Origin of the sequence: Streptomyces sp. XH2 (genome assembly GCF_049725035.1) — a bacterium.
In the GTDB taxonomy this organism is placed as follows: Bacteria; Actinomycetota; Actinomycetes; order Streptomycetales; family Streptomycetaceae; genus Streptomyces; species Streptomyces roseoverticillatus.
Map to the genome: position 1 here is coordinate 318029 of NZ_JBMMMZ010000001.1, position 14217 is coordinate 332245.

A 14217-nucleotide genomic window follows, 5' to 3' on the forward strand; every position below is an offset into this window, starting at 1 on the left:
GGTCTGCCACGTCTGCCAGGTCTGCCTGAAAGCCAGGCGGTGAGCCAGTACAGACGAAGCCCCTGCACTCGGACAGAAGAGGTCACTTTCCTTGCCCGGAGGAGGGGTGTAAAGGCATCAATCCGGCCGACTGCCGGCGGTGCATCCCGGGTCCATCCATCCGTGCTTAGACTTCCGCCGTGAACGACACCACACCTGGCATACGGATCAGACCAGGCGGCCTGGCCGATGCACCGGCCATTCTGGGCATGCTCGACTCCGCGGTGGCCTGGATGAACGATCGCGGAAACACGGAGCAGTGGGGCACGACACCGTATTCGCGGAGGCCGGACGGGAAGGCGCGGGTCGAGCGGTACACAACCGAGAACGCCCCGTACATCGCGGAGCTGGACGGGTCAGCTGCCGGAGCCCTGGTGCTGGACTCCGGGCCGAGCCCCCGGATGCCGGTCGCGCCGGCCGAGGAACCCGAGCGGTACGTACGACTGCTGGTCTCCGACCGGCGCCACGCCGGTCGGGGCATCGGGGCGGCGCTGCTGGCCCATGCCGTCGAGCAGACCAGACGGGCCGGCGTGGGGCTGCTGCGGGTTGACTGCTGGGCGGGCGGCGGGGGCGAGCTGGTCGCCCTCTACGAACGCAACGGATTCACTCGCACCGACCGTTTCCTGGCCGATTCCTGGCCGGGACAAGTGCTGGCCCGCAGGGTCGGTTGACGGACGTGGGCACCCGTGTCTCCTTGAGGCCCTCGGGGAGGCCCTCGGGGAGGCCCTTGGGACAACTGCTCAACCGAGGCCGTTCAGGCCCGCGCCAGGGAAGAAGTCGGCGCTTTGGACGTATTCCATCGCTTTGGTGAACTCCGGGTCACTGAGGCGGCGTTCCACCTCCTGCGGGCTGAGGTCTTCCACACGGGTCTGGATCCAGTACAGGTTGCCCAGCGGATCACGCACCCGGCCGACCCGGTCACCGAAGAACAGGTGGGTGACCTCGGTGACGGAGGTGCCGCCGGCGGCAACTGCCCGGCGGTGCACGGCGTCGGCGTCCTCGACGTAGAGGCGCAGGAATCCGGGGGTCGGCGGCCACGCCGGCCGTGCGTCGAACATCATCACCACCGAGTCGCCGATCCGTACTTCCGCATGCTCGATGGCGCCGTCCTCGCCGGCCAGGCAGGCGAGCTCTTCCGCACCGAAGGCCCTCTTCATGTAGTCGATGAGCTGCACCGTGTCGCGGGAGATGATCCACGGCGTCACGGTGCTGCAGCCCTGGGGAACCGGCTTGACGGACATGGGAACTGCCTCCCGGAGTGCGCGTGCCTCGACGTCGTGATGACGCTCATCGCGGTCTAGGTCAGTTCATGTCCTAGAAGGCCCCGATGCGTGGGGCGGCCGCCTGCCGGCGTCCTGCCGGACGCGCAGCACGCCGGTCAGCATCGGCAGGGTGAACTCGCCGCGGGCGGTCTCCGGTGCACTCGCAAGGAATGCACGGATCCGGTCCAGCGTCGCCTGTTGTTCCTGTTCCGGCATGACCAGCATCCCCGCGCGCGTCGCGAGGGTCGCGACGAGAGAGTCGGCGGTGCGGCGCTGCCCGTGCGGGAACTCGGCCTGTTCCGGCGAGCCGAAGCGGGCGGCCACGCCGGTCTTCGGAAGGTGCATGCCGGCCGTCTCGGCGCGCCAGGCGGCGGGCGTGTCACGCGGGCCGATGGCCGCGCTCCCGCTGACCCGTGCGAGCCCGGCAACCCAGTCGACCTGGTCGTCCATGAGGTTCCACAGGCCGGCCAGAACGCCGCCGGGCGCGAGGACCCTGGCAATCTCGGGTCCGGCGACGGCCATGTCGAACCAGTGCATGGCATTGCCGGCCAGCACGGCATCGACGGAAGCGTCCGGCAGCGGAATCGATTCGGCGCTCCCCGGCAGCGCACGGACACCCGGCAGCGAGCGACGCAGCTCGGTCAGCATGTCCGGGTCGGGCTCGACCGCGATGACTTCGACGCCCAGTGCGACCAGCGTGGCGGTCAGCTTGCCGGTCCCGGCGCCGAGGTCGAGCACGCGCGGGCCGGGCGCGGTTTCGAGCGCCCAACGCACCGCGGCCTGCGCGTAGTCCGGACGGTGCTCGGCGTACGCGGCCGCCGCTGCGCCGAACGACGAGGCATGAAGCAGTAGTTCGTCTTGATCCATTCGCTCACCATATCCGTGCCGCAGATGGTGAGCGGGGCGATCGCGAAGGCCGACCGGAGGACCGGCCCGCGAACTGTTCGAGATCATCACCCTCGTGCATCCCTTCTGGCACACTGCCGTTGACTGACCGCGAGCAACCACCCGCCTGCGTGAGACATCACCTCCCCCTGGAGAAGTTCCCGATGGACGCTCTGTCCCCGGCCGGCCCCGATCGCGTCGGCCCGTACCGCCTTGAGGGCCGGCTCGGCGCCGGCGGTATGGGTGAGGTCTTCCTGGGGCGTTCCCCGGGCGGGCGGCAGGTTGCGGTCAAGCTCATCCGGCGGGAGCACGCCGCTGATCCGCAGTTCCGCAGGCGCTTCGCCCGGGGGGCGTGCTCGGCGCGGGGCTCGCCGAGGGGCTCGCGGCGATCCATGCGTGCGGGCTCGTCCACCGGGACCTCAAGCCCAGCAACGTGATCATGTCGGGTGACGGCCCGCGGATCATCGACTTCGGTATCGCCCGTCCGGTGGGCGCGAGTTCGCTGACGTCGGCGGGCGTGGTCATCGGTACGTTCGCGTTCATGTCGCCGGAGCAGGTGCGCGCGGACCAGGCCCATGCGGCCAGTGACGTCTTCTCGCTCGGGGCGGTGCTGGCCTACGCGGCGACGGGCCGCGGGCCGTTCGACGCGGGGACGATCCCGGCGATCGTGCATCGCATCCTCAACGAGGCACCGGAGCTCGGCGAGGTCCCGGGGGCGCTCCGGAACGCGATCGAGGCGTGCCTCGCGAAGGATCCGGACGACCGCCCGGACGCCTCTGGGCTCCTGACGATGCTGGGTCCGGCCACCGGGCGGGCCCGGCCCGCCGAGGATTCCGGCGTCCGCACACCCGGAGCACTGTCGAACCCTGCGGCCGCCACGGCCCCTACGGCTCCCACGGCCCCAACGACCCCTGCGACCCCTGCGACCGTCAGGGCCCCGCAGACAGCAACGCTGCCCGCCGATCCCTCCGCCTCGCAGGGCCTCAGCCGTCGCCGGATACTCGGTCTGGCCGGCGGGGCCCTCGCGCTCGTCGGTGGCGGCCTGATCGCCGCGACCCGGCTGGGCGGCAAGGGCCACGACGACGGAAGACCCCCGACGCCACTCACCGACGTGGCAACAGCACGGCCCCTCTGGCAGAGCCGCGACATCCCGACGGTGTCCGCGCTGACCGCACACCCCGGCGGCGTGCTCTGCATGGGCTACGAGCCCGAAGATTCCATCAGGCAACGCACTGCCTTGTGGAACCTGGGCGCCAAGGGGACCATCGCCTGGCATCTGCCGCTGCCCGACCTCGCCGTCATACGGTCCAGAGGGGTCGGCGCCGGCGCGGTCGACCAGGGCACGTTCTACTTCGGGGGCTCAGGGGCACGCTACAGCAGCGGCTCGAAGAAGGTTCCCACCCAGATCGTCGCCGTGGATCTCGCACGCGGGACCCAGGCCTGGTCGGCCGAGCTCGACGACCCGCCGCGCTACGTCGATTCGATATGCGGCATCAAGAACGGGCGCCTCTACGCCACCAGCACCACGACCAAGTGGGGACCGCGCCCCGTGCTCTGGGCGGTGGACATCGCCTCGCGCCGGGTGGCCTGGCGGTGCGAGACCGGCTACGAGAGGAAGAACCTCCAGCGTGCCGCGTCCAGCACCCTGATCGTGCCGCGCTCCGGAGACCGGGTGTTCCACCTGGCCTCCTCGCACGACACGGGCCAGGAAGCCCGGCTCCAGGCGTTCGATGCCGCTCACAGCTACATCGAGGGCTGGAAGAACACGCTGCCCGAGGCACCGGGCAACGTCAGCGACCAGCCCAACCTGTGCGCGGCGGACGATGCCCTCGTCTACGCGTCCACCACCCTCATCGGCCTCGACCCCGAGTCCGGTGATCGCCTGTGGACCAAGGAGCAGCCCTCCGGCAGCTACAACGGGTTCGGCACTCCGGCGGCCGCGGCGGACGGCTCGCTCGTCTATGTCGTCTCCCGGGCCGAGGACACGGCCACGTCGGGGAAGCGGGTCACCACGCTGACGGTGCAGGCTCTCGAACCCCGCTCCGGCAAGGAGAGATGGCACTCTTCCGTGGCAGCCGCGATCGGTTCCCAGGAGAAGCCCGGCCTGGTCGATCTCCTGGTCGACGGCTCCACGCTGTACGTCCTGGTCGGGCAGACCGTGAACCTCGAGTACGACGAGGACTCCTACATCGACGGGAACAATCCCGTCCTCCACCCCTTCGTCTGGGCCGTGGACGCCGCCACCGGAACGTCACGCTGGAAGTACATCCCTCCGGGCCCCTTCGACGTGGCCGCGGGGTACGGACGGCTCTACGTCTCCACCCGGGACGGCGTTGTCGCCCTGCCGGCCGAGGGTACGGGTACGTGACCGCCGAGGTCCCCTGCGGCGGTCAGCCGCACGACGGCCCGGCTGCGCCGAGCCGTCGGTGACCCGCTCCTGGTTCGCGCGGGCCAGGAGGTGGTGCCCACCCCGCGTGCCCGGGAACTGCGCGAGGAAGTACGCACGTTGCTGCGCGGCTGCGACAACATCCTGTGGTCCGGAGCCGCCTTCGACCCTGTACATCTCCAGCGCACGTTCACGGTGCAGGCAACCGAGCTGCTCCTGAGCGGGCTTGCCGGGATCTTCACTGATCGGATCCACTCGGAGGCCCCGCATGTGGACGTGGTCTTCCGGCCGGAGACGATCGAAGGCGGCCCCACGCTGCGGCAGGGCCGGGTGGACGTCGAACTGGGCGTCCCCGGCCACCCCTGGTTCCGCGACCACCTGGCGGCCTCGGTGCCGGCCCCGTCGAGGACGGTGGACGGCGCCCCTCAGGCGTCCGGCGAGCGTGCAGTTCCCGCACGAGGTAGCCACGTCAGGCAGGCTCCCTGACGCAGTTCATCCAGGTGAGCCTGTCACCGGCTCTGCCATCCACTCAGCGAGACGACGCCCCGGGCCGCGCAACGAATCGGGCCAGTGCCTCGGCTGCGCCACGGGGCAAGTCGGCGACCGCCTCCTCCGGCAGACCGTCGATCAGCAAGCGCACCGCGAGTGGCAGGACATAGGGCAGGGCCACCCGCTGCGCGATGAGCGTGCGTCAGATCAGCCGGTCGGAGTTCTCCCAGCGGAACACCCCGCAACTCATGCACCTTGCGGACCATCTGCGATGATGGAGCCGTTACATACCTTCGCCCGCGAGGTGATTTTTTGAACAAGGTGGCACTGCGTCCCCACGCACTGTTGCCTCGGCAGTACGACGACCGGAAGGTCCTGGCCACCACGGTGGACGCGTGGGGAAGAGCCCTGTGGCTGCTCTGCCCTGACGCAGAGCTCGTACCGAACCCTTATGGAAAACCCCGGCCCCGGGGCTATCCGTATGACGCGCTTGTCGTGATCAGCGACGCGGGAGACGTACAAGAACGTGTCCTGCGAGACGTGACACTGCTGCCACAGAACCTGGACGCATTGCCCAATGGCCGGCTTGTCCTGCAGGGCCATGGTGCCGTGGGAGAGCGGAACGCGCAGATATACGGCCGTGACGGTCGGCGGCGGCGCAGTTTCGCCATGGGGCGTGCGATCGAGTTCATGATGGCGGACCGGCAGAACAACCTGTGGAGCGCCTACTTCGACGAAGGGGTCTACGTCGACCCGGTCAGCGCCGCGGGTCTGGTCCGCTGGGACAGCGGAGGCAACCGGCTGTGGGGGTACTCGGCCCCGCAAGGCGTTGAATACATCGACACCGTCTACGCCTTCAACGTCCTCGACCGGATCGCCTGGGCCACGTACTACCCCACGTTCCCCCTCCTCGAAGTACACGCCGACGGGCGCTTCCGGCTACGGAAGAACCCCGTTCCCAGTCCCTTGGGCATGGCCGTCCAGGGCGATCAGGTCCTCATGCTCGGCAGCGGCCCCCGCGACCGCAGGGACCGGCTGCATCGCTGCCGCATGACCGCCGACGAGGCGGTCATCGTCGAGGAGGCGGAACTCACCATGCCCAACGGCGCCCCGCTCAAGCACTACGCACGCCCCGTCGGAAGAGGAGAGCGCCTGTATCTGCGCGGCACGTCTCCCAGGCAGTGGTACGTGCTGCGCGTCTAGGGCACCGTCTGCCATGGGGTGTGCGCATGGGATGCCGGGGCGCTGTGGTGCGGCACCCCCTCCTCCGTACACCTACCTCCGACGCGCTCTCCCTCTCGCCCTGTCACCTCTGCGTACCGGTGCAGTGACGTTTGGGCGCTGACATGGGTAACATCGCGGCTCACACACGGCAACCGGAGCGAGGACAGCCTCATGCCTGACATTGCCACTTCCCTCACGGACCAGTACGCGGCCCGGGTCACCGCGGACATCGAGCGCGTGTCCAAGGAACGGGAACAGGTGCGCGCCGAGATCTCGGCTCTGCAACAGCGTTTGGAGACGCTGGAATCCGACCATCAACAACTACTGAAGCTGCAGGCCACCCTGACCGGTGAGCCGGTCGCAGCGGTGGAGCCGTCACCGAGCGCTGCCGCTGCCGAGCCGGAAGCCGGCGGGAAGGCGGGCGCGAAGGTGCCGCGGCCGCGCTCCTCGCAGCCGCCCGCGCGGGCACGGGCCGATCGCCGCGGGAAGAAGGCGGCCCAGAGGGAAGCCACATGGGGTGAGGTTCTCCTGTCCTACCTGGCCGCGCAGCAGGGGCCGCAGTCGGTTGCGGAGATCACGAACGGCGTGAGCGCCGCTCATCCGGCGCGTACGGTGCAGGCGACGGTGGTGCGCAACACGCTGGAAGCCCTCGTCGCCCGGGGCAAGGTGCAGCGCAGCAAGCAGGCGCGATCGGTTGCCTACAGCATGGCGCCCCAGCAGGACGGGACCGCCCGGCCCGAGCAGAAGCAGGCAGACGCCGGGCCTTCCGAGCGGGCATAGCGGCCAGGGCCGTCACGAACCCCCGGGGCCCGGGGGGCGGGCGCCGCCCCCCCCCCGCCGGGGGGGCCCCCCGCGACCTGCCAGGCCGGCCCGGAAGTCGCGCGGTCCGAAGCCGGCGTGTGCGTCGGTCAGGAGCAGTTGCTCTTGCACGCTGGACATCTGCGGTGCGTACTCCCAGGTTGGATGACGATGCCGCCTTACGATGCGGCCGCCGGACACAGTGGTGACACCGATCGAGCACACCTCTTGCAGTCTGCTGTCCTCCATCGGTGCGGCTTCCGGCAGCGCATCGCCAGAGGAGAGGAGACCCGTGCCGTTCCTGCCGAACATCGTCGGCGCGCACCTGTTGTTCGAGCAAAAGGGCCACGTCCTGCTGGGACTGCGACCACCGGACGCGCTGTACGCAGCGAATGTCTGGCACGTGCCGGCGGGCCATGTGGAGCGGGAAAGCGCGCGGGCCTGCGCCGTGCGGGAAGCGTACGAGGAGCTCGGTGTCACCGTGGCCGAGCCCGACCTCGAGCTTGTGCACACCGTGCACCTGCTCGACGCCGATGACGCGGTGCCTCGATTGCAACTGTTCTTCCGTGTGCACCGGTGGCGCGGCGAGTCGCAGCTGATGGAGCCGGACCGGTGTGTGGAGTGGCGGTGGTGGCCGTCGCACGCTCTTCCCGATCCGACGGTGGCGTACACGGTCGCGGCACTGGAAGGCATAGCTCATGGCCGGCCGTACACAGAGGTGGGCTGGCCCCGGTGACCCTTGTCCTACGCAGCCGACAGCCGTCCGTCCTTGGTGCATGCCGCGCTCTTCGCGGCGGGCGGCCGTGACGCCCTCCGCGCCCGGCCCACGGAACCACCTGTTCGAACAGCAGCAGTTCCACGCGATCGTCGGTGTCCTTCGTCTGACGGGCCGGCGTCACCGCGTGGAAGCGGGAAATCGCCGCCGGGCCGCGTCACACTCACCTCCATGCGACTGTTCGCCGCAGTGATCCCTCCCCAAGCCGCCATCGAGGAACTGGCGGCTGAAGTGGCACAGCTCCGCGCCGCCCTTCCCGAGCGGCGCGGCCGACTGCGCTGGACCGACCCCGCCACGTGGCACTTCACCCTCGCCTTCCTCGGCGAAGTCGACGACGTCCTGCTCCCCGCTCTGGACGAGCACCTGGCTCGCGCCGCCCACCGGCACCCTGCGCACGAGCTGCGGTTCGCGGGCGGGGGCCGGTTCGGTGACCGCGTCCTGTGGGTCGGGGCTACCGGCTCGCTGGAGACCGTAGGCGGCCTGGCCCGCTCCACCGTCGCGGCGGCGCGGGAGGCGGGCGTGCACGTGGACGACGCCCGCCCCTTCCGGCCCCACCTCACCCTCGCCCGCGTGGCCGGGCATGTGAGGCTCCGCCCGTACGCGGAGGAACTGTCCGAGTTCCGGGGCCGCCGGTGGCGCGTCGAGCGTCTGGAACTGGTGCGCAGCCACCTGGGCGCAGGTGGCGGCGGGCGCCCGCGGTACGAAACCGTGGCGGCCTGGCCGCTGGGCACCCGGCGAGCCCCCTGAGCGGATCCGACCGGCTTCCTCTTGCCGCTGATGCCGGTGGGCGCTCAGCCGGAGACGGCTCCGCCGGCGGCACGGTAGACATCGATCGTTCGGGCTGAGTCGTCATAGACCAGGCCGTAGCCGTCATTGACCATGGTGGGTGAGACGGGACCGATGCTCGTGCGGAGGTCTTCGCCCGTACGAGTGTTCAGGGTCATGGCCTGATCGGCTTGGGCGTAGACGACCCCGTGCCATGCCGAGGTGATGTCGGGGGCGACACGGTTCGCCGATGGGCCGGGCAGACGCCACAGGACGTCCGAGGTGCGGATGTCCACTGCCCATGCGGTGGCGTGGCCGGATCCGTCGGCTCCCTCGCAGACCGTCGTGTTCCACCCGTCGTAGTGGCAGTCGAGGAGTGACGTGTCACCGGAGTCCAGGCGGGTCGTGCCCGTCGCGGCGTCGATGAGCAGGGTCCCGCCCGCGGCGGTTCCGTCGGCGAAGGTCAGCCCGGGGCCCGGATCCGCCGTCGTGATCTCGCCGAGGTGCAGGTCGCGTTCCCATTGCTGCCTGCCGTCAGCGGTCGACTTTCCCGCCAGGTCACCGTCGTCGCGGACACCGACGGCCACCGACTCTTCCAGATCCACCCCCTTGAAGTCGGTGTCGGTCCAGATGACCCGGCCGGTGCGCGTGTCGAGCAGGGTGGACAGCGGTGGTGTCTCCGAATGGCCCTGCTCGTACGAGGCGACGAGTACATGCCGGGCATCGGCCCCGACCACATGGGGTACGGCGGACCCCGCCGCGTCGCCGGAGACGCTGTCGGTGGAGATCCGGCGCGTCCAGAGGGTCTTGCCGCTGCCGGCCTCCATCGCGATGACGCTGATGCCGTGCTGGTCGGCGTACGTTCCCGCACCGCTCGTCGTGGTGGCGAAGGCTCCGATCACCGCGTTGCCCGTGAGGCGCGGTGCCTGTGCGACGGAGCCGCCCTCCGGGACGGTGGTGTGCCAGGCGACGTCACCGTTGTCCAGCCGGAAGGCGGTGATGCCGGTGTCGTCCTGGTCGTAGGCATAGGCGAGGCGTGCGCCCAACGCCACGACGTCGGCGGGATCGTGTTCGGTGCCCGGAGAAGGCCAATCTCCCTGAAACGTTGCGGTGGGATCCTGCGGGAAGGCTTCGGGGGGCGCCTTCGGATCGGCAGCCTTAGTGCCGCTGTGCGGGTGTCCGCCACCGCACCCGGCTACGGCAAACAGGACGGCGAGGACGACCAGTAGCAAACGTAGTGGGCACCGTACGGCGTTGCGCCCGTTCGCAGACCCCATGCACTTCATGAACACCAGAGGGTGGCAGAAGAACGAGCTCCGTGAGCTCGTCTCGGCAACATCCGGGACGGGATGCCATGCCCGCGCCGCGTCCGGGAACGCTGCGTGGACCGGCGGGCCGGACCGCCGGACAGCGGCCGCGGGCAAGGCAGTTCGACCTGCCGGTTAGGCTGTGCGGGCCCAGCGAGAGGAGTCCCTGTGACCGCCGATGACCTGCCGGTTTCTCCGGCCCGCAGCCCCCGTGCCCGGCGCGGCCGCGGGGCGCAGCCCGCCCTGAGCCGGGAGCGGATCGTGGCCGAGGCCCTCCGGTTGCTCGACGCGGAGGGCCTGGAGGCGCTCAGCATGCGCAGGCTCGCCGATCCGCTGGGCACCGCGGCCACGTCGCTCTACCGGCACGTGGCCGGCAAGGACGAGCTGATCGGACTGGCGCTGGACGAGGTCTTCGCCGAGTGCCTCCCGGCCATCGACGGGCAGGCGCCCTGGCGGGAGCTCGTGAGCGAATGCGGCCACGCCGTACGGACAATGATCCTCCGTCATCCCTGGGCCTCCGCCGTACTCGGCGGGGCGGGCGTGACCCACTTCGGCCCGAACCTGATGCGGCTGTCCGAGACCATGCTGGGCGTGCTGGAAGAGGCCGGGTTCCCGCTGCGGGAGGCCGGCAGCCTCATGTCCATGGTCTTCGCCTACGTGATCGGCATGGCGGGCACCGAGGCGGCGTGGCTCGCGAACCTGGCCCGTAGCGGGTTGACCGAGGAGGAGTGGACGCGCAGGGCGTGGCCCGCGGCGGAGCGCGCCGTTCAGCCCTTCCCCCGGCTGCGCCGGTTCTACGCCCTGCACACCGAGGATGGCGATGGGTCCGAGGGCGCGTCCGTGGATCTGCGGCGGAGCCGCGACGAGGAGTTCGCGTACGGACTCGGGTGCCTCCTCGACGGCGCCGCGGCGAACCGGCCCGAGGGCCCCTGAGTCCGTCCGGGGACCCTTCTCACCCGCCGGGATCCGGTCAATGCGTACACTGTTCGCAGCGACGTTCGCCGCAGCCGTGACGGACCCCTGAAGTCGCAGGTGGCAGGCACCACAGCTGCCACCAACACGTCGTGCACGCACGGTAATTGCCGCTGGTGCATGCCCGTGGCACGTTTCGGTCAGATGCCCGGCGCCCTCGTTCCGCTCCCCGTTTCGTGCCGCATCCTCGAATGCGATAGCGGCAGCCGCACAGGCTGCCCGCCGACACCGAGGGGTGACCCATGAGCGCTACCAGAACGAAGGCAAGGATCCTCACTGCTGCCGTGGCTCCGCTGCTGGCGGCCACGGCGGGGCTCGCGGTCGTGGCCCCGTCCGCCGAAGCGGCACCGACCGGCGCCGACGCCTGCACGCACCCGGCGTGGTCGAACAAGTCGGGCGCCAAGGGAACGGCCAAGGGCGCCGACGCCAAGGTCCGCACCGGCCCGAACGAGGGCTGTGGCGTCGTCGCCACGGTGGGCACCAGCGTGACGCTGTACTACCACTGCTGGGTGAACAACTCGGCGGACCACAAGTGGACCCACGTCCGCATCGAGGGCAGCAACCTCGAGGGCTGGGTCTACAACGCCCGCCTGGACGACGGCGGTCTGAAGGACTCCCGCACCCACTGCTGACCGCCGCACCGCGAGGCCGGCGGACCGGGCCGGGCCGGGCTGTGAGCATTGAGCGTCTTCGGCCTGTCCCACCCACCCGCTCGCCCACTCGCCCGCCGGGACTGTCGACGGGGCAGCCCCGGCGGGACCGGCCTTCCCCAGCGACCAGCCCCGGCGGAGAAACCGTTTGCCCGTGGCCGCCGCCCCGTGCAAGGCTCGGGAGATCAGGGAACTCCGTTCCCCTGCGTCTTGGCGAAAGGCTTGATCGTGACACTCGGCATGGTCCTCGGCGACACCTCCTCCCGCACTTCGACGCGAGAGCGGTAGCCGTACCCCGGGCCCACCCGGCCTGCCCTGTCACGCCCGCCCGTGCCCCGCACGGGCGGCGGCTTCCCCTGCTCCTCGCCGTCGAAGTGCTCGTCGTGTCACCTGCACGTTCGACCACGAGGAGTACGTGGTGTCCACGATCCACTGGACCGAAGCCCGCACCGCACGATCCGTCCCGTCCGCTCGATCCGCCCACTGGCAGTGCGAGAGCACGTCCCCGCTCCCGGCACGGGTCGTCGTCGCCGACGACCGGACGAAGGCCGCCACCGCCTACCGGCTCGCCTGTGAAGGCACGGCGCTGCTGTGGCGGGGCGATTACCACAACGCACGCCAGCTGCTGCGGGCGATGGACCGCCGCATCGCCCGCAAGGCCGTGCCGCCGGCGGACGACCCCTTGAAGTCGTTCCGCCTCCACCGCAGGGCCCGTCACCACCGCTCCCGCGTGCTGAGCCGCCTGCTCGTCCTCCTGGACGAGCACCACGCCCTCGGCCTCCGCCGGGCCCCGGACGTACGCCAGGCCTGCACCGAGGCGTACGGCCCGCCGCACCGGCCGACGGCGGTCCCGCTCACCGAGCTCCTCGGCGTGATCGGCGCGCATCAGTGGCGCCTCAAGGGAGTGGAGGTGCCCGCCCTCGGCGGTGCCCGTATCCATCCGCACTACGGCGTCTTCTCCCCCGTCCGCGGCGAGTACGTCGACCTGGTCGCCCGGACGCCGCTACCGGCACCGGTGGCCCACGGCGCGTACAGCACGGCGTTCGACCTGGGCACGGGGACGGGTGTGCTCGCCGCCGTCCTGGCCCGGCGGGGCGTCGGGCACGTCACCGCCACCGACATCAACCCACGCGCCCTGGCCTGCGCCCGCGACAACGCCGACCGGCTCGGCCTGGCCACCCGCATCGAAGTGACGGGCCCCACGCTCTACCCCCGAGGGCGCGCCGGCCTGGTCGTCTGCAACCCGCCCTGGTTCCCGGGCCGTCCGGCATCGCCCCTGGAGCAAGGCGTCTACGACCCTTCCAGCAGCATGCTCCGCGGCTTCCTCGACGGACTCGCCGACCACCTCGAACCGGGCGGCGAGGGCTGGCTCGTCCTGTCCGACCTGGCCGAACGGCTCGGACTCAGAACGCGCCACGAACTCCTGACACTGATCGACTCGGCAGGCCTGCACGTGCACGACAAGGTCGACACCACCCCACGCCACCCACGAGCGACGGACACCACGGACCCCCTCCACGCGGCCCGCGCGGCAGAGGTGACGTCCCTGTGGCGCCTGGTCCCCCAGTGACTTCCTTGCTTGCGTGCCGGACGGCATCGGTTCGGCGAGGGCCCGGCGCTCCGCCTGTGGGCGCTCAGGTGCGGCCCTCGCTCTCCTGGACCCGTTCCAGAAGAGGCTGCCGGGCCGTCCAGGTGGCCCACAGCACCTGGAATCCTTCGGCTTCGTAGGCGTCGCACACCTGGCGGTCGTCGTCGGCCACCACCGCGATGGCGCGGTCGCGGGCGAGGTCGCGCAGCAGCTCCGGCTTGCAGACCCGGGCCGGCCTGCGGTCGCCCCGGCCGCGCATGAGGAGCAGGCCCTCGGGCAGGTCGTGCCGGGCGAGCCAGTCGAGGGTGTCCTGGCGGCAGTGCTCCGGGCGACCGGTCACGTAGGCCACCTCGCACCGCTGCGCGGCGGCCGTGAGCAGCGCGACTCCCTCGGCGAGCGGGGGATCCTGCCCGGCGGCGGCGAAGAAGGCGTCCCAGTCGCGCGGCCGGCTCTCCAGGTGGTGCAGCCGGTGGCGGACGTCGGCCAGCGTGCCGTCCAGGTCGAAGACGGCGAGCGGCCGTGGCTCCGCGCCGGGGGCGGGCCAGAGAGGCATGGCCAGGCCCCATGTGGACTCGTGTCCCGGCCCGGGATCCTCCGCAGGATCCACCAGGAACCCGCCCTCGCCGTCGAACCGGACCTCGTACACCGCGTCGAAGCCGTCGGACCGTCGTGGTCTGCGGAGCCGTTTCAGCGTCGCGTACACGCCGACGTCCGGCACCCGTTCGGGGCCTTGTCGTACGGCGTTGCGGGCGAGCGCCCCCGTGACGTCGGGCGGGAACCAGTAGGCGACCACGCGGGCGCCATGGGCGCGGCCGGCTGCGATGAGCGGCGCCCATTCGTGCGGGGAGGGGTTGGTGTTGTCCACCACCACCGGCGCCCCCTCCGCCAGCGCCTCCTCGACCAGGCGCATCTGGCGGCGCTGCCGGTGCCGGGCCCGGCGGAAGAGGTCCTTGCTCACGTGCGCGTGTGTACCGGCGAAGGTACGGGCGTAGAAGGTGGACTTGCCCGACGCCTGGAGTCCGACCAGCACGATCAGCTCCAATCGCCCGTCATGCGGGGTGCTGGTCACCGGCACGG

At 70.9% G+C, this 14217-nt stretch carries 14 protein-coding genes and 1 pseudogene; 10 read left to right on the forward strand and 5 right to left on the reverse strand.

From position 1 onward, the window contains the following. Positions 1–179 precede the first annotated feature (179 nt). Positions 180–710: a GNAT family N-acetyltransferase gene (locus ACOTKD_RS01405; protein ID WP_424886949.1), complete on the forward strand. Its 531-nt coding sequence runs from the start codon at positions 180–182 to the stop codon at positions 708–710. Between the two features lie 69 nt (positions 711–779). Here ACOTKD_RS01405 and ACOTKD_RS01410 read toward each other — a convergent pair whose 3' ends face one another. After that, positions 780–1280: a VOC family protein gene (locus ACOTKD_RS01410; protein ID WP_424886950.1), complete on the reverse strand. Its 501-nt coding sequence runs from the start codon at positions 1278–1280 to the stop codon at positions 780–782. A gap of 66 nt (positions 1281–1346) precedes the next feature. Then, positions 1347–2168, reverse strand: coding sequence for a class I SAM-dependent methyltransferase (locus ACOTKD_RS01415; protein WP_424886952.1), 822 nt, complete (start codon positions 2166–2168; stop codon positions 1347–1349). 370 nt (positions 2169–2538) lie between these two features. Here ACOTKD_RS01415 and ACOTKD_RS01420 point away from each other — a divergent pair, with 370 nt between their 5' ends. The 6 genes from ACOTKD_RS01420 (at position 2539) to thpR (ending at position 8605) form a co-directional block, all read left to right on the forward strand. Then, positions 2539–4554, forward strand: a complete 2016-nt coding sequence (locus tag ACOTKD_RS01420) for a protein kinase domain-containing protein (protein ID WP_424886953.1) — start codon at positions 2539–2541, stop codon at positions 4552–4554. A gap of 93 nt (positions 4555–4647) precedes the next feature. Then, entirely contained in the window at positions 4648–5058 is a 411-nt protein-coding gene (locus ACOTKD_RS01425; protein WP_424886954.1) for a hypothetical protein, read from the forward strand. 672 nt (positions 5059–5730) lie between these two features. Further along, on the forward strand, positions 5731–6264 hold the full coding sequence (locus tag ACOTKD_RS01430; RefSeq protein WP_424886955.1) for a hypothetical protein: 534 nt from the start codon (positions 5731–5733) through the stop codon (positions 6262–6264). Between the two features lie 192 nt (positions 6265–6456). Then, positions 6457–7065 (forward strand): hypothetical protein, encoded by a 609-nt coding sequence (locus ACOTKD_RS01435; RefSeq protein WP_424886956.1) that lies wholly within the window; start codon positions 6457–6459, stop codon positions 7063–7065. A gap of 310 nt (positions 7066–7375) precedes the next feature. After that, positions 7376–7819 carry an NUDIX hydrolase gene (locus ACOTKD_RS01440; RefSeq protein WP_424886957.1) on the forward strand — a complete coding sequence of 148 codons (444 nt, stop codon included), beginning with the start codon at positions 7376–7378 and terminating at the stop codon, positions 7817–7819. A gap of 210 nt (positions 7820–8029) precedes the next feature. Further along, positions 8030–8605: an RNA 2',3'-cyclic phosphodiesterase gene (thpR, locus tag ACOTKD_RS01445; RefSeq protein WP_424886958.1), complete on the forward strand. Its 576-nt coding sequence runs from the start codon at positions 8030–8032 to the stop codon at positions 8603–8605. Between the two features lie 44 nt (positions 8606–8649). On the opposite strand, the gene ACOTKD_RS01450 is transcribed toward thpR, so the two are convergent. Then, entirely contained in the window at positions 8650–9675 is a 1026-nt protein-coding gene (locus ACOTKD_RS01450; protein WP_424886959.1) for a hypothetical protein, read from the reverse strand. Positions 9676–10098: 423 nt separating this feature from the next. Between ACOTKD_RS01450 and ACOTKD_RS01455 the strand changes: the two genes are divergently transcribed. The 3 genes from ACOTKD_RS01455 to ACOTKD_RS01465 all read left to right on the forward strand — a co-directional run bounded on the left by ACOTKD_RS01455 (position 10099) and on the right by ACOTKD_RS01465 (position 13122). Next, a complete protein-coding gene (locus ACOTKD_RS01455; RefSeq protein WP_424886960.1) occupies positions 10099–10863 on the forward strand; it encodes a TetR/AcrR family transcriptional regulator in 765 nt (254 codons plus the stop codon). A gap of 281 nt (positions 10864–11144) precedes the next feature. Continuing rightward, entirely contained in the window at positions 11145–11534 is a 390-nt protein-coding gene (locus tag ACOTKD_RS01460) for an SH3 domain-containing protein (RefSeq protein ID WP_424886961.1), read from the forward strand. 436 nt (positions 11535–11970) lie between these two features. Further along, the gene (locus tag ACOTKD_RS01465; protein WP_424886962.1) at positions 11971–13122 is read left to right on the forward strand and encodes a methyltransferase; all 1152 of its coding nucleotides are present in this window, start codon (positions 11971–11973) and stop codon (positions 13120–13122) included. A 64-nt stretch (positions 13123–13186) separates the two neighbouring features. Here the strand turns inward: ACOTKD_RS01465 and ACOTKD_RS01470 are convergent, their stop codons facing one another. Together ACOTKD_RS01470 and ACOTKD_RS01475 are read right to left on the reverse strand one after the other, a co-directional pair. Beyond that, entirely contained in the window at positions 13187–13693 is a 507-nt protein-coding gene (locus ACOTKD_RS01470; RefSeq protein WP_424887356.1) for an LNS2 domain-containing protein, read from the reverse strand. A 141-nt stretch (positions 13694–13834) separates the two neighbouring features. Beyond that, positions 13835–14215: pseudogene (locus tag ACOTKD_RS01475) on the reverse strand (AAA family ATPase); the annotation flags it as partial. Positions 14216–14217 lie beyond the last annotated feature (2 nt).